Here is a 23,541-nt window from a genome sequence, read left to right as displayed (position 1 = left end):
GTCCATAATGCCCTCATGTCTATACATGGGGGCTTTTTATAGCTTAAACGTAAAACGTCCGGGTATGGAATTACAAACTCTAGGAGGTGTAACAATGAGCGTACTAGAACAAAAACAACAAGTTGTAGCAGTTATTGCAGAGAAATTACGTGATAGCAAATCAACCGTTGTTGTTGACTATCGTGGATTAAACGTAGCGGAAGTAACTGAATTACGTAAGCAACTTCGTGAAGCGGGTATCGAGTTCAAAGTATACAAAAATACATTAACTCGTCGTGCGACTGAAGCAACTGAACTTACGGAATTAGACCAACATTTAGTAGGACCGACAGCGATTGCTTTTGGTGCCGAGGATGTTATTGCTCCTGCGAAAATTATCAATGACTTCGCGAAAAAACACGAAGCTCTTGAAATTAAAGCCGGTGTTATTGAAGGTCAAGTTGCATCTGCGGAAGAAATCAAAGCGCTTGCGGAACTACCGTCACGCGATGGACTTCTTTCTATGCTTCTCAGCGTACTTCAAGCACCAATGCGCAACATGGCGCTTGCTACAAAAGCAGTTGCCGATCAAAAAGAAGAGCAAGGAGCTTAATATTAGCTTCAGCTTAACTTAGAAACAAAACATTCAAAAACAATCTATAGGAGGACTATAAAATGAGCAAAGAGCAAATTATTGAAGCGATTAAAGAAATGACAGTTTTAGAGCTTAACGATCTTGTTAAAGCAATTGAAGAAGAATTTGGTGTTACTGCTGCTGCACCTGTAGCAGTAGCTGGTGGAGCTGCTGACGGTGGCGCTGCTGAGCAAACTGAATTTGATGTAATTCTTACATCTGCTGGTTCTTCTAAAATCGGCGTAATTAAAGTGGTTCGTGAAATCACTGGTCTTGGTCTTAAAGAAGCGAAAGCCGTTGTTGACGGTGCTCCAGCTCCTGTTAAAGAAGGCGCAAGCAAAGACGAAGCTGAAGAAATCAAAGCTAAACTTGAAGAAGCTGGTGCTTCTGTAGAAGTTAAGTAATTTGATAAAGTGAAAAAGACTCGCGTCAAAGCGGGTCTTTTTTTCTCTCTATACCTTACTCAAACTATACTATTTGGGGGAAGATGAAAGGAACGTTAATCATGTCAGAACATTATTATTCCAATAAACCAACTACAGAAAGTGATGAGAAAAAGTGGAGTACGACATTATGTGGTTTTCCTTTTTCTTTCACGACTGATCGAGGGGTATTTTCAAAAGGTGAGGTTGATTTTGGTAGTCGATTTCTACTAGAAGAATTAACAACACCGATAATAGAAGGAGATATTCTGGATGTTGGGTGTGGTTATGGACCGATTGGGTTGACGATTGCCAAAAAACATCCTACTCGAACTGTATGTATGGTCGATGTAAACGAGCGGGCTTTGGAGCTTGCTAGGCGTAACGCTTTAAATAATCATGTTGAGAATGTCTCCATTTTTGTAAGTGATTCTTTAGCGGCGGTTGAACCGACTGATTTTGCAATGATTGTGACAAACCCTCCGATACGAGCAGGGAAAAAAGTTGTTCATGATATTTTAGCAAGAGCGTATGAGCATTTGGCGACAAATGGAGAGCTTTGGGTTGTTATCCAAAAGAAGCAAGGAGCTCCTTCAGCTGTTGAGAAATTAGAGCGTGTATTTGGCAATTGCTCTATTGTTAAAAAGAAAAAAGGTTACTATTTGTTAGTTGCAAAAAAAATTGACTGAGACTTTATTTTGTGGTATTGTTATTTAATGCGTATAACTACCTATTTTTTGTTGAACAAAAAAATAAATTGTCAAGGTTTATTTTGATTAAAGCAGGAATTTTTTGGTTATACTAGAATAATCAAATGTGAGAATGTCATTATGGTTTTATTTTCAAAGCCATATTTCTTTATGTAATCTTGTTATATGACGTAACAAGGTCTTTACTTGCCTTCTTTTAAATTTGAAAGAAGATAAGATGTAAATTCTTTTAAAATTTTTCTCTTTATTTGATAACTTCAATGATTGCTAAGCAGGAGAAGTAGGCAATTTAGAGAAGTCAATTTTAGATACTATAACGCTAGATTTGAGGGGTGAATCAGTTGACAGGTCAACTAGTTCAGTATGGACGCCACCGCCAACGAAGAAGCTATGCAAGAATTAATGAAGTTTTGGAGTTGCCGAACTTAATCGAGATTCAAACAGCTTCTTATCAATGGTTTCTTGATGAGGGACTTCGTGAAATGTTCCAAGACATTTCCCCGATTCAAGACTTCACAGGGAATTTGGTTTTAGAATTTATTGACTATAGCTTAGGTGAGCCTAAGTATCCAGTCGATGAGTCTAAAGAACGTGATGTTACATTTGCTGCACCTTTACGTGTAAAAGTCCGTCTTATTAATAAAGAGACTGGAGAAGTAAAGGAGCAAGAAGTATTTATGGGTGACTTCCCGCTTATGACAGAAACAGGTACGTTTGTCATAAATGGGGCAGAACGTGTTATCGTCTCCCAGTTAGTCCGTTCGCCAAGTGTCTACTTTAGTGAAAAAACAGATAAGAACGGGAAGAAGGGCTTTACCGCAACTGTTATTCCAAACCGTGGAGCTTGGTTAGAGCTCGAAACAGATGCGAAGGATATTGTTTATGTACGTATCGATCGTACAAGAAAAATACCCGTAACGGTTCTTTTACGTGCATTAGGGTTTGGTTCTGATCAAGAGATCATTGATTTATTAGGGGAAGATGAGTATTTACGTAATTCCCTTGAAAAGGACAATACGGATAGCTCAGATAAAGCCTTATTAGAAATTTATGAGCGCTTACGTCCGGGAGAACCACCAACAGTTGAAAACGCCAAAAGTTTGTTAGATTCACGTTTCTTTGATCCGAAGAGATATGACCTAGCTAATGTTGGTCGTTACAAAATCAACAAAAAGCTTCATATTAAAAACCGCTTATTTAATCAACGTTTAGCGGAGACACTTATCGATCCTGAAACAGGAGAAGTGCTTGCTGAGAAAGGGACAATGCTTGATCGTCGTACTTTAGATCGGATTATTCCTTACTTGGAAAATAACGTTGGTTTTAGAAAAGCCCGCACAACTGGTGGGGTAGTAGGCGATGAGGATATTGATCTTCAATCGATTCTTATTTATGCACCAGATGATGTCGATGGTGAAATGCCAATTCGTGTAATGGGTAACGGTATGATTGATCGTGATACGAAGCATATTACACCAGCTGACATTATTGCTTCAATCAACTATTTCTTTAACTTATTACATGGAGTAGGGGACACAGATGATATCGATCATTTAGGAAACCGTCGCTTACGTTCTGTTGGTGAGTTATTACAAAATCAATTTAGAATTGGTTTATCTCGTATGGAGCGTGTTGTTCGTGAACGTATGTCTATTCAAGACCCGAACATGATTACACCACAAGCTCTGATTAACATTCGTCCTGTTATTGCGTCGATTAAAGAGTTCTTTGGTTCTTCTCAGTTATCGCAATTTATGGATCAGACGAATCCTTTAGCGGAATTAACACATAAGCGTCGTTTATCAGCGTTAGGACCTGGTGGTTTAACACGTGAGCGTGCTGGATTTGAAGTACGTGACGTTCACTGGTCTCACTATGGCCGTATGTGTCCGATTGAAACACCAGAGGGTCCAAACATTGGGTTAATTAACTCTTTATCTTCATATGCAAAAGTGAATGAGTTTGGCTTTATGGAAACTCCTTATCGTCGTGTTGATTCTGAAACAGGTAAAGTAACTGCACGAATTGATTACTTAACTGCAGATGAAGAGGATAATTATGTAGTCGCTCAGGCGAATGCTCGTTTAAATGATGATGGTTCTTTTATTGATGATAATATTATTTCCCGCTTCCGTGGTGAGAATATTGTTGTTTCAAAAGACCGTATTGATTATATGGACGTTTCTCCAAAACAAGTTGTTTCTGCAGCAACATCGTGTATTCCGTTCTTAGAGAACGATGACTCCAACCGTGCCTTAATGGGAGCGAACATGCAACGTCAAGCTGTACCATTACTTGTACCAGAAGCACCAATTGTCGGTACAGGAATGGAGCATGTTTCTGCTAAGGATTCTGGAGCGGCGATTGTCTCAAAACACCCTGGTGTTGTAGAACGCGTAACAGCGAGAGAAATTTGGGTACGCCGATTAGAAGAAATGGACGGCAAACAAGTCAAAGGTGATTTAGACAAATATCGTCTACAAAAGTTTGTGCGATCTAACCAAGGAACAAGTTATAATCAGCGACCGATCGTACGTGAAGGTGACGTTATTGAAAAACGTGAAATCTTAGCAGATGGTCCTTCGATGGAACAAGGTGAGATGGCCTTAGGTCGTAACGTAATGGTTGGGTTTATGACTTGGGAAGGTTATAACTATGAGGATGCGATCATTTTAAGTGAGCGTCTTGTAAAAGATGATGTATATACGTCTGTTCATATTGAAGAGTATGAGTCAGAATCTCGTGATACGAAGCTTGGACCTGAAGAAATTACACGTGATATTCCGAACGTTGGGGAAGACGCACTTAAAAACCTTGACGACCGTGGAATTATTCGTGTTGGAGCAGAAGTAAAAGACGGGGACATCCTAGTTGGTAAAGTCACTCCAAAAGGGGTAACAGAATTGACAGCGGAAGAACGTCTATTACATGCTATTTTTGGTGAAAAAGCTCGAGAAGTTCGTGATACTTCATTACGTGCTCCTCACGGTGGCGATGGAATCGTGCTTGATGTGAAAATCTTTAACCGTGAAGATGGCGATGAATTACCTCCAGGTGTAAACCAATTGGTTCGTGTATACATCGTTCAGAAGCGTAAAATTAATGAAGGCGATAAAATGGCTGGTCGTCACGGTAATAAAGGGGTTATCTCACGGATTTTACCGGAAGAGGATATGCCTTACTTACCAGACGGTACACCAATCGATATTATGTTAAACCCACTTGGGGTACCTTCACGAATGAATATCGGACAAGTGCTTGAGCTCCACTTAGGTATGGCAGCTCGTAAGCTAGGCATTCATGTTGCTTCACCAGTATTTGATGGAGCCAATGAAGAGGATGTTTGGGGAACACTTGAAGAAGCAGGTATGGCTCGTGATGGTAAAACGTTATTATACGATGGACGTACTGGTGAACCTTTTGATAACCGTGTATCTGTTGGTATCATGTACATGATCAAACTAGCACACATGGTTGATGATAAGTTACACGCACGTTCAACAGGACCTTACTCATTAGTAACGCAACAACCATTGGGTGGTAAAGCTCAGTTTGGTGGACAGCGTTTTGGTGAGATGGAGGTTTGGGCACTTGAAGCTTATGGTGCAGCTTACACATTACAAGAAATTCTTACGGTTAAATCAGATGACGTTGTTGGTCGTGTGAAAACGTATGAAGCAATTGTAAAAGGTGAAAATGTTCCAGAACCAGGTGTACCAGAGTCGTTTAAAGTATTAATTAAAGAGTTGCAGTCACTCGGTATGGATGTGAAAATGCTCTCTAGTAACGAAGAAGAAATTGAGTTAATGGAACTTGATGATGAAGATGATCAAACAAGTGAGAAGTTAAACCTTAATTTCGAAACGAATGAATCAAAAGCTTAAGTAAGAAAAGCGAAAAATGGCATTTAGGAATGAGGAGTAAATACTCTACTCTATAGGTGGGTGATATTACTCGAGTTCCTGCCATTTGCAGCTAGACCATAAGTACGCAGGGAGTGAGTGTCTCACATCCTGTGGGCAAGGGACTAGTATCACTAGATCCCTTTTCCCTTCTTCTCATCGGTAGTTGGGGCTGAGAAGTTGTGGTATAAAATGTTCGTCAATTCCGTGTTTTGCACAAGACTTGGAAACTAAAAGGGAGGTTGGCCCCTTGTTAGATGTAAATAACTTCGAATATATGAAAATTGGTCTTGCTTCTCCAAACAAGATTCGTTCTTGGTCAAGAGGAGAAGTGAAAAAGCCAGAAACGATTAACTATCGTACATTAAAGCCTGAAAAAGATGGCCTTTTCTGTGAGCGTATTTTTGGACCGCAAAAAGACTGGGAATGTCATTGTGGAAAATACAAACGCGTTCGTTATAAAGGTGTAGTTTGTGACCGTTGTGGCGTAGAAGTTACACGATCAAAAGTACGCCGTGAGCGCATGGGACATATTGAACTTGCTGCACCTGTTTCGCATATTTGGTATTTCAAAGGAATTCCAAGTCGTATGGGTCTTGTTTTAGATATGTCACCACGTTCTTTAGAAGAGGTTATTTACTTTGCTTCTTACGTTGTGACAGATAATGGTGATACACCATTAGAAAAGAAACAACTTCTATCCGAAAAAGAATATCGTGCTTACTACGATAAATATGGTCGTTCTTTTACTGCTCAAATGGGAGCCGAAGCGATTCGTAAGCTTTTAGCGGACATTGATTTAGAAAAAGAAGTCGATTCATTAAAAGAAGAGCTTCTTACAGCTCAGGGACAACGTCGTACTCGTGCGATTAAACGTCTTGAAGTATTAGAAGCATTCCGTAATTCAGGAAACGAACCATCTTGGATGATCTTAGATGTACTTCCTGTTATTCCACCTGAATTACGTCCAATGGTTCAGCTAGACGGTGGTCGATTTGCAACTTCAGATTTAAATGACCTTTACCGCCGAGTGATTAACCGTAATAACCGATTAAAGCGTTTATTAGACTTAGGAGCACCAAACATCATTGTTCAAAATGAAAAACGGATGCTTCAAGAAGCGGTTGATGCTTTAATTGATAATGGTCGTCGTGGTCGTCCAGTTACTGGACCAGGTAACCGTCCATTAAAATCCCTTTCACATATGTTAAAAGGGAAACAAGGACGTTTCCGTCAAAACTTACTAGGTAAACGTGTTGACTACTCTGGACGTTCGGTTATCGTTGTAGGACCTAACTTAAAGATGTACCAATGTGGTTTACCGAAAGAAATGGCACTTGAGTTGTTCAAACCTTTTGTTATGAAAGAGCTTGTTAGCAAAGGATTGGCACATAATATTAAGAGTGCAAAACGTAAAGTTGAACGGATCCAACCTGAAGTTTGGGATGTCTTAGAAGAAGTTATTCGTGAACACCCAGTTTTGCTTAACCGTGCACCAACACTTCACCGTTTAGGAATTCAAGCGTTCGAGCCAATCCTTGTTGAAGGTCGTGCTATTCGTCTACATCCATTAGTATGTACAGCGTATAATGCCGACTTTGACGGAGACCAAATGGCCGTTCACGTTCCTTTATCGGCAGAAGCTCAAGCAGAAGCTCGTATTTTAATGCTTGCGGCACAAAACATCCTAAACCCTAAAGATGGTAAACCAGTTGTTACACCGTCCCAGGATATGGTTTTAGGTAACTATTATTTAACAATGGAACGCGATGATGCAAAAGGTGAAGGAGCAACATTCAAAGATACAAACGAAGCGTTGTTAGCTTATCAAAATGGATATGTACACTTACATTCCCGTATTGCGGTTCCCGTTTCTTCTTTAAATAAACCAACATTTACAGAAGAGCAAAACAACTTGTTGTTATTAACAACAGTTGGTAAATTGATTTTTAATGAAATTTTGCCTGAAACATTCCCGTACATTAACGAGCCTTCTGATACGAATCTTGAAGTAGAGACTCCGAGTAAGTATTTAGTGCCAAGTACGACTGATGTTAGGACAGAATTCTTAAATAGAGACGTTGTATCTCCATTTAAAAAAGGTTTCTTAGGTAATGTTATTGCCGAGGTATTTAAGAAGTTTAAGATTACAGAAACTTCTAAGATGCTTGACCGTATGAAGGATTTAGGATTCAAATACTCAACGAAAGCTGGTATTACGGTAGGGGTTGCCGATATCGTTGTTCTTGCTGAGAAGAAGGAAATTTTAGCAGAAGCAGAAATAAAGGTAGACCGTATTACAAAGCAATTCCGTCGTGGTTTAATTACGGAAGAAGAAAGATATGACCGAGTTATTTCTGTATGGAGTAAGGCCAAGGATGTTATTCAAGATAAGTTAATGCTTACACTTGATAAGCGTAACCCAATCTTTATGATGAGTGACTCTGGTGCCCGTGGTAACGCCTCTAACTTTACACAGTTAGCTGGTATGCGTGGATTAATGGCCAATCCATCTGGACGTATCATTGAACTTCCAATCCGTTCAAGTTTCCGTGAGGGTCTGACGGTATTAGAATACTTCATCTCAACCCACGGTGCTCGTAAAGGTCTTGCTGATACTGCCCTTAAAACGGCCGATTCAGGTTACTTAACTCGTCGTCTTGTTGATGTTGCTCAAGATGTTATCGTGCGTGAGACAGATTGTGGTACAGACCGTGGTCTAGAGGTAGCAGCGATTAAGGAAGGAAACGAAGTCATTGAAGATTTATACGATCGTTTAGTTGGTCGTGTTGCATTCAAGACAGTTCGCCATCCTGAAAGCTCTGAAGTTATTGTGAAGAAAAATGATTTAATTGATGAAGATGTTGCAAAAGCAATTCTTGATGCTGATATTGAGAAGCTTCATATCCGTTCTGTATTTACTTGTGATACAAGACATGGTGTATGTAAGAAATGTTACGGTCGTAACTTAGCAACTGGTAGCGATGTTGAGGTTGGAGAAGCGGTTGGAATTATCGCAGCTCAATCTATCGGTGAGCCAGGAACCCAGTTAACGATGCGTACTTTCCATACAGGTGGGGTAGCCGGAGATGATATTACACAAGGTCTTCCACGTATTCAAGAGCTATTCGAAGCTCGTAATCCGAAAGGGCAAGCGGTTATTTCTGAATTCGAAGGAGAAGTTGTTGATATTAAGGAAGGCGACAAACGCGAAGTTACTTTAAAAGGTCCTATGGAATCAAAAGCATATGCTATTCCTTATGGTTCTCGTATCAAAGTATCCGTTGGTGATGTTATCGAACCAGGTGGAACACTAACTGAAGGTTCGATCGATCCGAAAGAGTTATTAAAAGTAAAAGGTGTTAATGGCGTACAAGAGTACCTATTACGTGAAGTACAAAAAGTATACCGTATGCAAGGGGTAGAAATTGGTGACAAGCACGTTGAGGTAATGGTTCGTCAAATGTTACGTAAAATCCGTGTTGTCGATGCTGGGGAAACGAAAGTATTGCCAGGATCACTTATTGAGATTCAACATTTCAATGACGAAAACCGAGATGTATTAATTGGTGGAAAACGTCCAGCAACAGGTCGTCCTGTCTTACTTGGTATTACGAAAGCCTCTCTTGAAACAGATTCATTCTTATCAGCGGCTTCGTTCCAAGAAACGACTCGTGTCTTAACGGATGCAGCGATTAAAGGAAAACGTGATGAGCTCCTTGGTCTTAAAGAAAATGTTATCATCGGTAAGCTTGTACCAGCTGGAACAGGTATGAATCGTTACCGTAATTTAAATATCCTTTCTAAATATGAGGAAATGGATGCCGTTAAAGAAGAAAATCTAGATTTAGAAGAACTAATTACAAACGAATAAGGTTATTGTGACCAGTTGGATTCTAATGAAGAATCCACGGTCACTTCCTTATCTGATTTGAAAGTAAGCTTCTTATGCTAGATATAGCAAATTTATTACAATAATAGGTTGACATGAAGATATCGTCGGTGATAAGATATCAAAGTGTGCCAAAGAACGTATTGCTTTGGAGGATTATACATGTCTTATGAAAAAGTAATGCAGGCTAATCAACTAGTCATAGGTACGAAACAAACGTTAAGATCTTTAGACAATGAAGAAGTATCAGAAGTGTATATTGCCAAAGATGCTGAGTACCGAATTATTCATAAGGTAGAAGCGTTGGCGAAAGCAAAAGAGATACCAATCATATATGTCGACTCAATGGAAATGCTTGGCAAAGCATGTAAAATTGAGGTAGGAGCAGCTGCGGTTGCGATAAAGATATAATAATGTTTTTGCCAATCGGGGTCTACCGTTTGGCAAGAACTTTACTTTTGCCAAAATATGAACCACCAGGAACTGTGGTCTTATTTTATGAAAGGAAAGGAGGAACAAAAACATGCCTACAATTAACCAGTTAATTCGTAAAGGTCGCGTAGATAAAGTGAAGAAATCAGATTCACCTGCACTTAATAAAGGCTACAACAGCTTTAAAAAGTCTCAAACAAATCTATCTTCACCACAAAAGCGCGGAGTTTGTACTCGTGTTGGTACAATGACACCAAAGAAACCAAACTCAGCACTTCGTAAATATGCTCGTGTTCGCTTAACGAACCAAATCGAGGTTACTGCTTACATCCCGGGTATTGGACATAACTTACAAGAGCACAGTGTCGTGCTAATTCGTGGTGGTCGTGTAAAAGACTTACCAGGGGTACGTTATCACATTGTTCGTGGAGCATTGGATACAGCCGGTGTTCAAAATCGTATGCAAGGACGTTCGAAGTATGGTACAAAGCGTCCAAAAGAGAAAAAGTAATCATTTGATAATAAGTATTTTGTTGAAAGGAGGGGAATGATATGCCTCGTAAAGGACCCGTAGCTCGTCGTGATGTGTTACCTGATCCAATTTATAATTCAAAGCTAGTTACTCGTTTAATCAATCGCCTAATGGTAGATGGTAAGCGTGGTGTAGCTCAAACGATTTTATATAACGCGTTTGAACTAGTGAAAGAACGCAGTGGCAAAGAACCTATGGAAGTATTTGACCAAGCGTTAAAGAACATTATGCCTGTACTTGAGGTTAAAGCTCGTCGTGTTGGTGGTGCAAACTATCAAGTGCCGATCGAAGTTAAACCTGAGCGTCGTACAACTTTAGGTCTTCGTTGGTTAGTAAACTACTCTCGTCTTCGTGGAGAAAAAACGATGGAAGAGCGTTTAGCTAACGAAATTCTTGATGCTGCTAATAACAGTGGAGCATCAGTGAAGAAGCGTGAAGATACGCATAAGATGGCTGAAGCGAACAAAGCGTTTGCTCACTATCGTTGGTAAGATTGGTTTTATTATAACTAATTCAATTGCAGGAAGGAGAAATACAATATGGCTAGAGAATTCTCCTTAAAAGATACGCGTAATATTGGCATCATGGCTCACATCGATGCCGGTAAAACGACGGCAACTGAGCGTATTTTATACTACACAGGTCGTGTGCACAAAATTGGTGAAACACACGAAGGTGCTTCTCAAATGGACTGGATGGAGCAAGAGCAAGAGCGTGGTATTACTATCACATCTGCTGCGACAACAGCACAATGGAAAGATCACCGTATCAATATCATTGATACACCTGGACACGTAGACTTTACGGTTGAGGTTGAACGTTCTTTACGTGTACTAGATGGAGCTGTAGCGGTACTTGATGCACAGTCTGGTGTTGAACCGCAAACAGAAACGGTATGGCGTCAAGCAACTACTTATGGTGTTCCACGTATTGTTTTCATTAACAAAATGGACAAAACAGGTGCAGACTTTATGTACTCTGTTGGAACATTACGCGATCGTCTACAAGCGAACGCACATCCAATTCAATTACCAATTGGAGCTGAAGATGAATTCACAGGCTACATTGACTTAATTGAAATGGTTGCTCATATTTCTAAAGATGACTTAGGCCAAGATTGGGAAATCACTGAAATTCCTGCTGATCTAAAAGATCAAGCAACTGAATTACGTGAGTCTTTAATCGAAGCAGTAGCTGAGTTAGATGAAGAACTTATGATGAAATATCTTGAAGGTGAAGAGTTAACAAATGAAGAGCTTATGGCTGCAATCCGTAAAGGAACATGTAACGTTGAGTTCTATCCAGTCATTTGTGGTTCTGCTTTCAAAAACAAAGGTGTTCAAGCACTTCTTGATGCAGTTCTTGCTTATCTACCATCACCGCTAGATGTAGCGGCGATTCGTGGACATGTGCCAGATACTGAAGAAGAAGTAACTCGCGAACCTGGTGATGATCAACCATTCGCAGCACTTGCTTTTAAAGTAATGACAGATCCTTTTGTAGGTAAACTAACATTCTTCCGAGTTTACTCTGGAACGCTTAACTCTGGTTCTTATGTGCGTAATGCAACTAAAGACAAGCGTGAGCGTGTTGGTCGTATCCTTCAAATGCATGCGAATTCTCGTGAGGAAATCTCTACGGTTTACTCAGGTGATATTGCAGCGGCAGTTGGATTAAAAGATACAACAACTGGTGATACTCTTTGTGATGAGAAAAACCTTGTTATTTTAGAGTCAATGCAGTTCCCAGAGCCTGTTATTCACTTATCTGTTGAGCCTAAGTCAAAAGCAGACCAAGATAAAATGGGTATCGCTCTTGCTAAGCTTGCAGAAGAAGATCCAACATTTAAAACACATACTGATGAAGAAACTGGTCAAACAATCATCGGTGGTATGGGTGAACTTCACCTTGATATCATTGTTGATCGTATGAGACGTGAATTCAAAGTAGAAGCAAATGTTGGTGCTCCACAAGTATCTTATCGTGAGACAATTCGTCAAACAGCACAAGTTGAAGGTAAGTTTGTTCGTCAGTCTGGTGGACGCGGTCAATTTGGTCACGTTTGGATTGAATTCTCACCTAACGAAGAGGGAGCAGGTTTTGAATTTGAAAATGCGATTGTCGGTGGAGTAGTTCCACGTGAATACATCGGTTCAGTTGAAGCGGGTATTTCAGAAGCTCTAGACAATGGTATGATCGCTGGTTTCCCAATCATCGATATCAAAGCAAAACTTTTTGACGGTTCTTATCATGATGTCGATTCATCTGAGATGGCGTTTAAGATTGCCGCTTCTATGGCACTTAAGAATGCTAAATCAAAATGTAGCCCAGTATTACTAGAGCCACTTATGAAAGTGGAAATCGTAATTCCTGAGGAGTACATGGGTGATATCATGGGTGATGTTACAGCTCGTCGTGGACGTGTTGAAGGTATGGAAGCTCGTGGTAATGCACAAACTGTTAAAGCGTTTGTTCCATTAGCGGAAATGTTCGGATATGCTACTTCACTTCGCTCTCGTACACAAGGCCGTGGTACTTACTCAATGTTCTTTGATCATTATGAAGAAGTACCTAAGAGCATCGCTGAAGAAATCATTAAGAAACAAACAGGTCAATAATGACCTTTAAGATTTGTTTCTCGTTTCATTTTATTGTATTCTAAGAAAGGTGTTATTCAATAATAAATGGGTAATTCACCTTTCTTATCCATAAAAAATTAAAATACTTATATTAAGGGAGGAATTGAATCATGGGTAAAGAAAAATTCGATCGTTCCAAAACACATGCCAATATTGGTACAATTGGACACGTTGACCATGGTAAAACAACACTAACTGCAGCAATCACTACTGTACTTGCTAAAAAGTCTGGTAAAGGAACTGCAATGGCATATGACGCAATCGACGGAGCTCCAGAAGAGCGTGAGCGTGGTATCACAATCTCAACTGCACACGTTGAGTACGAAACTGACTCACGTCACTATGCACACGTTGACTGCCCAGGACACGCTGACTATGTTAAAAACATGATCACTGGTGCTGCACAAATGGACGGAGGAATCTTAGTAGTATCTGCTGCTGACGGTCCAATGCCACAAACTCGTGAGCACATCTTACTTTCTCGTCAAGTAGGTGTACCTTACCTTGTTGTATTCTTAAACAAATGTGACATGGTTGATGACGAAGAGTTATTAGAATTAGTAGAAATGGAAGTACGTGACCTTCTTTCTGAGTACGATTTCCCTGGTGATGACATTCCTGTTATCCAAGGTTCTGCTCTTAAAGCATTAGAAGGCGACGCTGAGTGGGAAGCGAAAATCATCGAACTAATGAACGCAGTTGATGAGTATATCCCAACTCCTCCACGTGACACTGAAAAGCCATTCATGATGCCAGTTGAGGATGTATTCTCAATCACTGGTCGTGGTACGGTTGCTACAGGTCGTGTAGAGCGTGGACAACTTAATGTTGGTGACGTTATCGACATCATTGGTCTTGCTGAGGAAAAATCTTCTACAACTGTAACAGGAGTAGAAATGTTCCGTAAGCTTCTTGACTATGCTGAAGCTGGTGACAACATTGGTGCATTACTACGTGGTGTATCTCGTGATGACATCCAACGTGGTCAAGTTCTTGCTAAGCCAGGAACAATTACACCACACACAAACTTCCAAGCTGAAGTTTATGTTCTTTCAAAAGAAGAAGGTGGACGTCACACTCCATTCTTCTCTAACTACCGTCCTCAGTTCTACTTCCGTACAACTGACGTAACTGGAATCGTACATCTTCCAGAAGGCGTTGAGATGGTAATGCCTGGTGATAACATCGAAATGACTGTAGAATTAATTTCTCCAATCGCGATTGAAGAAGGTACTAAGTTCTCAATCCGTGAAGGTGGACGTACAGTTGGTGCCGGCGTTGTTGCTACAATCACTAAATAATTAACGGGTTACCGTTAAAAAAAGGAGTACTCTTTTGAGAGTACTCCTTTTATATTGAAGTAGGATATAAAAGGAAAAAGTATTTTTAAAATAGCCTTGCAAATATACGTATGTATCTATATAATAGTAGAAGTGTGATTAACGAGATAAATGCTTGATTTATGCACTTAATTCAAGTATAATGTTGAATGTTGGTCATTGACAGCGATGATGCGGAAGGTTGCTGACACACCAGGCTCCTTTGCCATGGCACGGTGTAGGAAATTTTCGCGGAGTATGTCTGTTTATAAAAATGGACGAAAAAGGAGGGGCTATTATGGCAAAGCAAAAGATTCGTATTCGTTTAAAAGCGTATGATCACCGTGTACTCGATCAATCAGCAGAAAAAATTGTAGAAACGGCAAAACGTTCAGGTGCGCAAGTATCTGGTCCGATTCCACTTCCAACTGAGAAATCAGTTTATACAATTTTACGTGCGGTTCATAAGTACAAAGATTCTCGTGAACAATTCGAAATGCGTACTCATAAACGCCTAATTGATATCGTAAATCCAACACCACAAACTGTGGATGCGCTAATGCGTTTGGACTTACCATCTGGCGTCGATATCGAAATTAAATTGTAATTTTATAGACTGTTTAAAGTCTTATATGAATAGAGAAAATGGCAAAATACATTATATTTTTATAGGAGGTGTTTCGGATGTCCAAAGGAATCTTAGGAAGAAAAATCGGTATGACTCAAGTTTTTGCTGAAAATGGTGAAGTTATTCCAGTTACAGTAATTGAGGCTGAACCTAATGTTGTTCTTCAAGTAAAGACAGTTGAATCAGATGGTTATGAAGCGATTCAATTAGGATTTGCTGACCAGAAGAAATCTAACATTAACAAGCCAGCTGAAGGTCATGCTGCAAAAGCAAGCACTACACCTAAGCGCTTCATTAAGGAAATCCGTAACGTAAGTCTTGCTGAGTATGAAGTAGGGCAAGAAGTTAAGGTAGATACATTTGCAGTTGGTGAATCAATCGACGTAACAGGTATTTCTAAAGGGAAAGGTTTCCAAGGTGCAATTAAGCGCCATAACCAATCTCGCGGACCAATGTCACATGGTTCAAGATATCACCGTCGCCCTGGTTCAATGGGTCCTGTTGCTCCAAACCGTGTATTCAAAGGTAAATTATTACCAGGACGTATGGGCGGAGAACAAATTACAATCCAAAACTTAGAAATCGTTAAAGTTGATACAGAACGTAATCTTCTATTAGTAAAAGGAAATGTTCCTGGAGCTAAAAAGAGCTATGTAACTGTTCAAACTGCGGTTAAAGGAAACTAATTAACACTGTAAGAAAGGAGGCCACATCATGCCGAAAGTAGCATTATTTAATCAATCAGGTTCACAAGTTGGAGACATCGAGTTAGTTGAATCAATTTTTGGTTTAGAACCAAATAAAGCTGTTTTACACGACGCTATCGTGATGCAACAAGCATCTTTACGTCAAGGAACTCATAAGACAAAAGGACGTTCTGAAGTACGCGGTGGAGGTCGTAAACCATGGCGTCAAAAAGGAACTGGTCGTGCTCGTCAAGGTACTATCCGTGCACCACAATGGGTTGGTGGGGGCGTAGTATTCGGACCAACTCCACGTAGCTATAGCTACAAATTGCCGAAAAAAGTTCGTCGTTTAGCTATCAAATCTGCACTTTCAAGCAAAGTGAAAGCAGCAGAAATCGTTGTTTTAGAGGATCTAAAGTTCGATTCTATTAAAACAAAAGATATGGTTAATGTTTTAGCTGCATTATCTGTAGATTCAAAAGCATTAGTTGTTACAGCTAACTATGATGAAAAAGTTGCATTATCTGCGCGTAATATTCCTGGAGTAACATTCGTTACTGCGGAAGGTGTTAATGTATTAGATGTCATCAAGCATGATAAGCTAATCATCACCAAAGAAGCCGTTGAAAAGGTAGAGGAGGTGCTTGCGTAATGTCAAACGCTCGTGATATCATTAAGCGCCCAGTTATTACAGAACGTTCAGCTGATTTAATGAGTGGAAAAGTTTACACATTTGAAGTGGATGTTCGTGCGAATAAAACACAAATCAAAGATGCGATTGAAGAAATCTTTGAAGTTAAAGTTTCTAAAGTGAACACGATGAATTACAAAGGTAAATCTAAGCGTTTTGGTCGTTACACTGGCTTTACAGCTCGTCGTAAAAAAGCTGTTGTCACTCTAACACCAGATAGCAAAGAACTTGAATTCTTCGAGGGAGTTTAATTTTTTAAAGAAGGAGGTAACTGAACATGGCTATTAAAAAGTACAAACCGACCAGTGCCGGTCGTCGTGGTATGTCTGTTCTAGATTTTAAAGAAATCACAACAGACAAACCAGAAAAATCATTGCTTGCACCGCTTCATAAAAAAGGCGGACGTAACAATCAAGGTAAATTAACTGTACGTCATCAAGGTGGCGGACATAAGCGTCAATACCGTGTTATTGACTTCAAACGTAATAAAGATGGAATTCCAGGACGCGTTGCTACGATCGAATACGATCCAAACCGTTCGGCTAACATCGCTTTAATCAACTATGTAGATGGTGAAAAGCGTTATATTTTAGCGCCTAAAGGTCTTAAAGTTGATATGATGATTGAGTCAGGCCCTAACTCTGATATTAAAGTTGGTAATGCACTACCACTTATCAATATCCCTGTTGGTACTGTTATTCATAACATCGAATTAAAACCAGGTAAAGGCGGACAATTAGTTCGTTCTGCTGGAACAGAAGCGCAAGTTCTTGGTAAAGAAGAAGACTATGTTCTAGTACGTTTAAACTCTGGTGAAACTCGTTACATCTTATCTACTTGCCGTGCGACAATCGGTCAAGTTGGTAATCTTGAGCACGAGCTTGTGAACATCGGTAAAGCCGGTCGTTCTCGTTGGTTAGGTAAACGTCCAACTGTTCGTGGTTCTGTAATGAACCCTAACGATCACCCACACGGTGGTGGTGAAGGTAAATCACCTATCGGACGTAAATCTCCAATGTCACCATGGGGTAAACCAACTCTTGGTTACAAAACACGCAAGAAAAACAAAGCGTCTGATAAGTATATTGTACGTCGTCGTAAAAAATAACGGGATTAGTGCTGCGGTTCTAAGGTAGAACCGTGCGCCGATCACGAAGGGAGGATATCTCATGGGTCGTAGTTTAAAAAAGGGACCTTTTGTCGATGATCATTTAATGAAAAAAGTTGAAACGATGAACGAAGGAAATGACAAGCGCGTAATTAAAACTTGGTCACGTCGCTCAACAATTTTCCCTGACTTTATTGGTCACACGATTGCCGTTTATGATGGTCGTAAGCATGTTCCTGTATACATTTCTGAAGACATGGTAGGACACAAACTTGGAGAGTTTGCACCTACTCGTACGTATAAAGGTCACGCTGCTGATGATAAGAAAACAAGACGTTAAGGTGAGTTAGAGAGGAGGTCTTTAGTCTATGCAAGCTAAAGCTGTAGCCAAACAAGTCCGTATTGCTCCTCGTAAAGTTCGTTTAGTTGTTGATCTTATTCGTGGCAAGCAAGTAGGTGAGGCGATTGCAATTCTTCGTCACACACCAAAAGCTGCTTCGCCAGTAGTTGAGAAACTTCTTAACTCTGCGATTGCGAATGCTGAGCACAACTATGAAATGGAGCCAAATAATCTTGTAATTAGTGAAGTGTTTGTCGATGAGGGAGTAACGTTAAAACGTTTCCGTCCGCGTGCACAAGGTCGTGCTAGTCGTATTAACAAGCGCACAAGCCACATCACACTAGTTGTAACAGAAAAGAAGGAGGGATAAAGCGTGGGTCAAAAGGTCAATCCTGTTGGACTTCGAGTAGGCGTTATTCGTGACTGGGAGTCAAAATGGTACGCTGATAAAGATTATGCTGATTTACTACACGAAGACATTAAAATTCGTGAGTACATTGAAAACCGTTTGAAAGATGCTTCAGTTTCTAAAGTTGAAATTGAGCGTGCTGCAAACCGCGTAAATGTAACTGTATCTACTGCTAAACCAGGAATGGTTATTGGTAAAGGTGGATCAGAAGTAGAAGCTTTACGTAAAGCTTTAAATGAACTAACTGGTAAAAGAGTTCATATTAACATTTTTGAAATTAAACATGCTGATTTAGATGCTAAATTAGTAGCTGAAAACATTGCTCGTCAATTAGAGAACCGTATTTCTTTCCGTCGTGCAATGAAACAAGCGATTCAACGCACAATGCGTTCAGGTGCAAAGGGTATTAAAACTCAAGTATCTGGTCGTTTAGGTGGTGCTGATATCGCTCGTGCTGAACATTATAGTGAAGGAACTGTTCCGCTTCACACTCTTCGTGCTGATATTGATTACGGTACAGCAGAAGCAGATACAACATACGGTAAACTAGGTGTGAAAATCTGGATCTATCGTGGTGAAGTTCTTCCAACGAAAGGGACGAACCAAAAGGAAGGAGGCAACTAATCATGTTAATGCCAAAACGTGTGAAATATCGTCGTGAACATCGTGGAAAAATGCGTGGTCGTGCTAAAGGCGGTACAGAAGTACATTTCGGTGAGTACGGTTTACAAGCTCAAGATGCTTCTTGGATTACAAACCGTCAAATCGAAGCGGCTCGTATTGCGATGACTCGTTATATGAAACGTGGTGGTAAAGTTTGGATTAAGATTTTCCCATCTAAACCTTACACTGCAAAGCCTCTAGAAGTTCGAATGGGTTCAGGTAAAGGGGCTCCTGAAGGTTGGGTTGCTGTCGTAAAACCTGGAAAAGTTATGTTTGAAATTTCTGGAGTATCAGAAGAGGTAGCTCGTGAAGCGTTACGTTTAGCTTCTCATAAATTACCTGTTAAATGTAAATTTGTAAAACGTGAAGAAGTGGGTGGTGACGCAAATGAAAGCTAATGATATTCGTAACTTAACCACTGCTGAAATTGAGCAAAAAACGAAATCACTTAAAGAAGAACTATTCAACCTTCGCTTTCAACTAGCGACTGGTCAATTAGATAATCCAGCCCGCATTCGTGAAGTTCGTAAAGCAATTGCTCGTGCAAAAACAGTTTTGCGTGAACGTGAGCTTGGAATTAACAACGGCTAAAAGGAGGTTTGCTAAAATATGGAACGCAACCAACGCAAAGTATATAACGGGCGCGTTGTTTCTGACAAAATGGATAAAACCATTACTGTTCTTGTCGAAACATACAAGAAAGACCGCCTTTACGGTAAGCGTGTAAAATATTCTAAGAAATTCAAAGCACATGATGAAGATAACAAAGCTAAAATTGGCGATATCGTTAAAATCATGGAAACTCGTCCATTGTCAAAAGATAAACGTTTCCGTTTAATTGAAATCGTTGAAGAAGCGGTTATCATTTAATAGATGTTCTTTAGTTGAAGGGAGGTAAGATCGCATGATTCAACAAGAATCTCGTTTAAAAGTTGCTGATAACTCTGGTGCTCGTGAAGTGCTAGCTATCAAAGTTTTAGGTGGTTCTGGTCGCAAAACAGCTAACATTGGTGATGTTATCGTTTGTTCGGTGAAACAAGCAACACCAGGTGGCGTTGTCAAGAAAGGTGACGTTGTAAAAGCTGTTATTGTTCGTTCAAAAAGTGGTGCTCGTCGTAACGACGGTTCATATATCAAGTTTGATGAGAACGCAGTTGTAATTATTCGTGATGATAAGAGCCCTCGTGGAACTCGTATTTTTGGACCTGTAGCACGCGAACTTCGTGAAAATCAATTCATGAAGATTGTGTCTCTTGCTCCGGAAGTTCTTTAATCACTCATTAATGAGAAGGCCTGTCAAGGAGGTGCGAACATGGCAAATATGCATGTCAAAAAAGGTGACACTGTAAAAGTGATCTCTGGTAAAGACAAAGGTAAGCAGGGTGTTATTTTAGAAGCATTTCCGAAAAAGAATCGTGTCCTTGTTGAAGGCGTGAATTTCGTGAAAAAACACGCGAAACCGTCTCAAGATAATCCACAAGGTGGTATCTTAACGCAAGAAGCTCCGATTCATGCTTCAAATGTAATGCCAGTTGATCCTAAGTCTGGTGAACCTACTCGTGTAGGATATAAAGTAGTAGATGATAAAAAAGTACGTATTGCTAAAAAGTCTGGCGAAGTTCTAGATAAGTAGTCAGGTTGAAAGGAGGTTAATCCTGTGAATCGTTTAAAAGAAAAGTATACAAATGAGATCGTCCCTTCTCTAGTAGAGAAGTTCAACTATACTTCAGTAATGGCTGTACCTAAACTTGATAAGATTGTTGTCAACATGGGTATTGGTGATGCTGTTTCTAATGCAAAAGCTTTAGATAAAGCTGTTGAAGAGTTAGGACAAATCACTGGTCAAAAACCACTTGTAACAAAAGCGAAGAAATCAATCGCTGGTTTCAAACTTCGTGAAGGAATGCCTATCGGTGCGAAGGTTACTCTTCGTGGTGAGCGTATGTATGCATTCTTAGATAAATTAGTTACTGTTTCTTTACCACGTGTACGTGACTTCCGTGGTATCTCTAATAAAGCTTTTGATGGTCGTGGGAACTATACTCTTGGAGTAAAAGAGCAATTAATTTTCCCTGAAATCGATTATGATAAAGTCGATAAAGTACGTGGAATGGATGTTGTTATCGTAACAACAGCTAACACTGATGAAGAAGCTCGTGAATTATTAACACATATGGGAATGCCGTTCAAAAAATAATACGGTCACCTAATAAGAGGAGGGAAAACATTGGCAAAGAAATCAATGATTGCAAAGCAAAAACGTACACAAAAGTATAAAGTACAAGAATATACACGTTGTGAACGTTGCGGTCGTCCTCATTCAGTTATTCGTAAGTTTAAACTTTGCCGGATTTGCTTCAGAGAACTTGCGCATAAAGGGCAAATTCCTGGTGTGAAGAAAGCTAGCTGGTAAGCTCAAGAACGGGAAGGAGGTAAAAACAAATGGTCATGACAGATCCTATTGCAGATATGCTGACTCGTATTCGTAATGCGAACACAGTTCGTCACGAGAAGCTAGAATTGCCTGCTTCAAAGGTGAAGAAGGAAATTGCTGAAATCTTAAAACGTGAAGGTTTCATTCGTGATTACGAATATGTTGAAGATAATAAACAAGGGGTTATCCGTATCTTCTTAAAATACGGCCCAACAAACGAACGTGTAATTACTGGTTTAAAACGTATCAGTAAGCCTGGTCTTCGTGTATACGCAAAAGCTGGTGAGCTTCCTCGTGTACTTGGTGGACTTGGTATTGCTATCGTTTCTACTTCTAACGGAGTGTTAACTGATAAAGAAGCACGCAGCCAACAAATCGGCGGAGAAGTTTTAGCATACGTTTGGTAAGAAGATTCTTTAATTGAACGGAGGTGTATTGTATGTCTCGTATTGGTAATAAACCAGTTGAAGTTCCAAGTGGTGTTACAGTTACTCTTGATGGTACAACTTTTACAGTTAAAGGACCTAAAGGTGAATTAACACGTGAACTTCATTCAGACATGAAAGTAAACGTTGAAGAAAGCCAAATTACAGTTGAAAGACCATCTGATAAAAAGGAGCATAAAGCTCTTCATGGTACAACTGCTAGTTTGATTAGCAATATGGTAGAAGGAGTAACAAAAGGTTATGAGCGTGGTTTAGAATTAGTCGGTGTCGGTTACCGTGCTACTAAATCTGGCCAAAAGCTTGTACTTAACGTTGGTTACTCACACCCAGTTGAAATCGTTCCTGAAGCAGGAATCGAAATCGAAGTTCCTTCAAATACGAAAGTAATCGTAAAAGGTATTGATAAAGAACGTGTAGGTGCTGTTGCTTCTAACATCCGTTCTGTACGTCTACCTGAACCTTACAAAGGAAAAGGAATTCGCTACGAAGGTGAATACATCCGTCGTAAAGAAGGAAAAACTGGTAAATAATCATTAAATTACGGAAAGGACTGACGTTCAATGATTACGAAGCCTAATAAAAATACGGCACGTAAGAAAAGACACGCTCACGTTCGTCGCGCAATTACAGGAACTCCTGAACGTCCGCGCTTAAATGTATTCCGTTCATCTAAACACATCTATGCTCAACTAATTGACGATGTAAATGGTGTTACTTTAGCATCTGCTTCATCTTTAGATAAAGAGTTAGGTTTAGAAAACGGTAGTAATACAGAAGCTGCTAAACAAGTAGGAGCACTTGTAGCAAAACGTGCAGTTGAGAATGGACATAAAGTCATTGTCTTTGATCGTGGTGGTTATGTATACCACGGACGTGTAGCAACTTTAGCAGACGCAGCTCGTGAAGCTGGTCTACAATTTTAAACAAAAAAGGAGGGAAAACGAATGCGTCGTATTGACCCTAATACGTTGGAACTTGAAGAAAAAGTAGTAGCTGTCAATCGTGTAGCAAAGGTTGTTAAAGGTGGACGTCGTTTCCGCTTTGCTGCATTGGTAGTAGTTGGCGATAAAAACGGTCATGTCGGTTTCGGTATGGGTAAAGCTCAGGAAGTTCCTGAAGCTATCCGTAAAGCGGTAGAAGATGCGAAGAAAAACCTCATTGAAGTACCAGTTGTTGGTACAACAATTCCACATTTAGTAACAGGACATTTTGGAGCAGGTCGTGTATTATTAAAACCAGCTTCAGAGGGTACTGGAGTTATTGCGGGTGGACCTGTACGTGCGGTTCTTGACCTTGCAGGTGTAGGTGACATTCTTTCTAAATCACTTGGTTCAAATAATCCTATTAACATGGTACGTGCTACTATGCAAGGATTATCAAGCCTTAAGCGTGCTGAAGAAGTTGCAAAACTTCGCGGTAAATCAGTAGAAGAACTGTTAGGATAAGGAGGGACAATAAATGGCTAAGAAATTAGAAATTACCCTCACTCGTAGTCTTATCGGTCGTCCGAAAGACCAACGCGTTACAGTTAACACACTTGGGTTACGTAAAATGCATCAAACAGTAGTTCAAGAAGATAACGCAGCGATTCGCGGTATGGTAAATAAGGTTTCACACCTTTTAACAGTAACAGAGATCGAAGCATAATATCATTATTCTTATTAATGAGGAGGTG

Annotated in this window: 30 protein-coding genes and 1 other annotated feature (1 of these 31 cut by a window edge); all 30 genes read left to right on the top strand. The window is 40.0% G+C overall.

The window, feature by feature from the left end:
* Positions 1–48: a sequence feature (ribosomal protein L10 leader region), on the top strand; it begins 88 nt to the left of the window's first position.
* A 46-nt stretch (positions 49–94) separates the two neighbouring features.
* The 30 genes from rplJ to rpmD all read left to right on the top strand — a co-directional run bounded on the left by rplJ (position 95) and on the right by rpmD (position 23,513).
* On the top strand, positions 95–592 hold the full coding sequence (gene rplJ, locus BALCAV_RS04950; protein ID WP_003322598.1) for a 50S ribosomal protein L10: 498 nt from the start codon (positions 95–97) through the stop codon (positions 590–592).
* A 62-nt stretch (positions 593–654) separates the two neighbouring features.
* Complete coding sequence (gene rplL, locus BALCAV_RS04945) at positions 655–1,017, top strand: 50S ribosomal protein L7/L12 (RefSeq protein WP_003322599.1); 363 nt, start codon at positions 655–657, stop codon at positions 1,015–1,017.
* Between the two features lie 101 nt (positions 1,018–1,118).
* Positions 1,119–1,724 carry a class I SAM-dependent methyltransferase gene (locus BALCAV_RS04940; RefSeq protein WP_003322600.1) on the top strand — a complete coding sequence of 202 codons (606 nt, stop codon included), beginning with the start codon at positions 1,119–1,121 and terminating at the stop codon, positions 1,722–1,724.
* Positions 1,725–2,086: 362 nt separating this feature from the next.
* Positions 2,087–5,629, top strand: coding sequence for a DNA-directed RNA polymerase subunit beta (gene rpoB, locus BALCAV_RS04935; protein WP_003322601.1), 3,543 nt, complete (start codon positions 2,087–2,089; stop codon positions 5,627–5,629).
* A gap of 268 nt (positions 5,630–5,897) precedes the next feature.
* Positions 5,898–9,521, top strand: a complete 3,624-nt coding sequence (gene rpoC, locus BALCAV_RS04930) for a DNA-directed RNA polymerase subunit beta' (RefSeq protein WP_003322602.1) — start codon at positions 5,898–5,900, stop codon at positions 9,519–9,521.
* 180 nt (positions 9,522–9,701) lie between these two features.
* On the top strand, positions 9,702–9,950 hold the full coding sequence (locus BALCAV_RS04925) for a 50S ribosomal protein L7ae-like protein (protein ID WP_003322603.1): 249 nt from the start codon (positions 9,702–9,704) through the stop codon (positions 9,948–9,950).
* Between the two features lie 112 nt (positions 9,951–10,062).
* The gene (gene rpsL / locus BALCAV_RS04920; protein WP_003322604.1) at positions 10,063–10,482 is read left to right on the top strand and encodes a 30S ribosomal protein S12; all 420 of its coding nucleotides are present in this window, start codon (positions 10,063–10,065) and stop codon (positions 10,480–10,482) included.
* 41 nt (positions 10,483–10,523) lie between these two features.
* On the top strand, positions 10,524–10,994 hold the full coding sequence (rpsG, locus tag BALCAV_RS04915; RefSeq protein WP_003322605.1) for a 30S ribosomal protein S7: 471 nt from the start codon (positions 10,524–10,526) through the stop codon (positions 10,992–10,994).
* A 48-nt stretch (positions 10,995–11,042) separates the two neighbouring features.
* Complete coding sequence (fusA, locus tag BALCAV_RS04910) at positions 11,043–13,121, top strand: elongation factor G (protein ID WP_003322606.1); 2,079 nt, start codon at positions 11,043–11,045, stop codon at positions 13,119–13,121.
* Positions 13,122–13,252: 131 nt separating this feature from the next.
* Positions 13,253–14,443 (top strand): elongation factor Tu, encoded by a 1,191-nt coding sequence (tuf, locus tag BALCAV_RS04905; protein WP_003322607.1) that lies wholly within the window; start codon positions 13,253–13,255, stop codon positions 14,441–14,443.
* A 316-nt stretch (positions 14,444–14,759) separates the two neighbouring features.
* On the top strand, positions 14,760–15,068 hold the full coding sequence (gene rpsJ, locus BALCAV_RS04900) for a 30S ribosomal protein S10 (protein WP_003322608.1): 309 nt from the start codon (positions 14,760–14,762) through the stop codon (positions 15,066–15,068).
* Between the two features lie 77 nt (positions 15,069–15,145).
* Positions 15,146–15,775 carry a 50S ribosomal protein L3 gene (rplC, locus tag BALCAV_RS04895; RefSeq protein ID WP_003322609.1) on the top strand — a complete coding sequence of 210 codons (630 nt, stop codon included), beginning with the start codon at positions 15,146–15,148 and terminating at the stop codon, positions 15,773–15,775.
* A gap of 28 nt (positions 15,776–15,803) precedes the next feature.
* Positions 15,804–16,427 carry a 50S ribosomal protein L4 gene (gene rplD / locus BALCAV_RS04890; RefSeq protein ID WP_003322610.1) on the top strand — a complete coding sequence of 208 codons (624 nt, stop codon included), beginning with the start codon at positions 15,804–15,806 and terminating at the stop codon, positions 16,425–16,427.
* Positions 16,427–16,717, top strand: coding sequence for a 50S ribosomal protein L23 (rplW, locus tag BALCAV_RS04885; RefSeq protein WP_003322612.1), 291 nt, complete (start codon positions 16,427–16,429; stop codon positions 16,715–16,717). The genes rplD and rplW overlap by 1 nt, the downstream gene beginning before the upstream one ends.
* 26 nt (positions 16,718–16,743) lie before the next feature.
* Positions 16,744–17,574 (top strand): 50S ribosomal protein L2, encoded by an 831-nt coding sequence (rplB, locus tag BALCAV_RS04880; RefSeq protein WP_003322613.1) that lies wholly within the window; start codon positions 16,744–16,746, stop codon positions 17,572–17,574.
* A 61-nt stretch (positions 17,575–17,635) separates the two neighbouring features.
* A complete protein-coding gene (gene rpsS, locus BALCAV_RS04875) occupies positions 17,636–17,914 on the top strand; it encodes a 30S ribosomal protein S19 (RefSeq protein ID WP_003322614.1) in 279 nt (92 codons plus the stop codon).
* Between the two features lie 28 nt (positions 17,915–17,942).
* Positions 17,943–18,284, top strand: a complete 342-nt coding sequence (gene rplV, locus BALCAV_RS04870; protein WP_003322615.1) for a 50S ribosomal protein L22 — start codon at positions 17,943–17,945, stop codon at positions 18,282–18,284.
* Positions 18,285–18,287: 3 nt separating this feature from the next.
* Complete coding sequence (gene rpsC / locus BALCAV_RS04865; RefSeq protein ID WP_003322616.1) at positions 18,288–18,947, top strand: 30S ribosomal protein S3; 660 nt, start codon at positions 18,288–18,290, stop codon at positions 18,945–18,947.
* 2 nt (positions 18,948–18,949) lie between these two features.
* Positions 18,950–19,384 carry a 50S ribosomal protein L16 gene (rplP, locus tag BALCAV_RS04860; RefSeq protein ID WP_003322617.1) on the top strand — a complete coding sequence of 145 codons (435 nt, stop codon included), beginning with the start codon at positions 18,950–18,952 and terminating at the stop codon, positions 19,382–19,384.
* The gene (rpmC, locus tag BALCAV_RS04855) at positions 19,374–19,577 is read left to right on the top strand and encodes a 50S ribosomal protein L29 (RefSeq protein ID WP_003322618.1); all 204 of its coding nucleotides are present in this window, start codon (positions 19,374–19,376) and stop codon (positions 19,575–19,577) included. The genes rplP and rpmC overlap by 11 nt, the downstream gene beginning before the upstream one ends.
* An 18-nt stretch (positions 19,578–19,595) precedes the next feature.
* Positions 19,596–19,856 (top strand): 30S ribosomal protein S17, encoded by a 261-nt coding sequence (gene rpsQ, locus BALCAV_RS04850; protein ID WP_003322619.1) that lies wholly within the window; start codon positions 19,596–19,598, stop codon positions 19,854–19,856.
* Between the two features lie 34 nt (positions 19,857–19,890).
* Positions 19,891–20,259, top strand: a complete 369-nt coding sequence (gene rplN / locus BALCAV_RS04845) for a 50S ribosomal protein L14 (RefSeq protein WP_003322621.1) — start codon at positions 19,891–19,893, stop codon at positions 20,257–20,259.
* 48 nt (positions 20,260–20,307) lie between these two features.
* Positions 20,308–20,619 (top strand): 50S ribosomal protein L24, encoded by a 312-nt coding sequence (gene rplX / locus BALCAV_RS04840; protein ID WP_003322622.1) that lies wholly within the window; start codon positions 20,308–20,310, stop codon positions 20,617–20,619.
* 24 nt (positions 20,620–20,643) lie between these two features.
* Entirely contained in the window at positions 20,644–21,183 is a 540-nt protein-coding gene (gene rplE / locus BALCAV_RS04835) for a 50S ribosomal protein L5 (protein ID WP_003322623.1), read from the top strand.
* Positions 21,184–21,213: 30 nt separating this feature from the next.
* Positions 21,214–21,399 (top strand): type Z 30S ribosomal protein S14, encoded by a 186-nt coding sequence (locus BALCAV_RS04830; RefSeq protein WP_003322624.1) that lies wholly within the window; start codon positions 21,214–21,216, stop codon positions 21,397–21,399.
* A 29-nt stretch (positions 21,400–21,428) separates the two neighbouring features.
* Positions 21,429–21,827: a 30S ribosomal protein S8 gene (gene rpsH, locus BALCAV_RS04825; protein ID WP_003322625.1), complete on the top strand. Its 399-nt coding sequence runs from the start codon at positions 21,429–21,431 to the stop codon at positions 21,825–21,827.
* A gap of 32 nt (positions 21,828–21,859) precedes the next feature.
* Positions 21,860–22,396, top strand: coding sequence for a 50S ribosomal protein L6 (rplF, locus tag BALCAV_RS04820; RefSeq protein ID WP_003322626.1), 537 nt, complete (start codon positions 21,860–21,862; stop codon positions 22,394–22,396).
* A gap of 30 nt (positions 22,397–22,426) precedes the next feature.
* The gene (gene rplR / locus BALCAV_RS04815; protein ID WP_003322627.1) at positions 22,427–22,789 is read left to right on the top strand and encodes a 50S ribosomal protein L18; all 363 of its coding nucleotides are present in this window, start codon (positions 22,427–22,429) and stop codon (positions 22,787–22,789) included.
* Between the two features lie 21 nt (positions 22,790–22,810).
* On the top strand, positions 22,811–23,311 hold the full coding sequence (gene rpsE, locus BALCAV_RS04810) for a 30S ribosomal protein S5 (RefSeq protein ID WP_003322628.1): 501 nt from the start codon (positions 22,811–22,813) through the stop codon (positions 23,309–23,311).
* A 13-nt stretch (positions 23,312–23,324) separates the two neighbouring features.
* Positions 23,325–23,513: a 50S ribosomal protein L30 gene (rpmD, locus tag BALCAV_RS04805; protein WP_003322629.1), complete on the top strand. Its 189-nt coding sequence runs from the start codon at positions 23,325–23,327 to the stop codon at positions 23,511–23,513.
* Positions 23,514–23,541: the final 28 nt, after the last annotated feature.

This window comes from Alkalihalobacillus alcalophilus ATCC 27647 = CGMCC 1.3604, assembly GCF_000292245.2.
Taxonomy (GTDB): Bacteria; Bacillota; Bacilli; order Bacillales; family Bacillaceae_D; genus Alkalihalobacillus; species Alkalihalobacillus alcalophilus.
The sequence above is the reverse complement of the archived record's forward strand: the minus strand, read 5'-3'. Positions and strand labels throughout refer to the sequence as shown.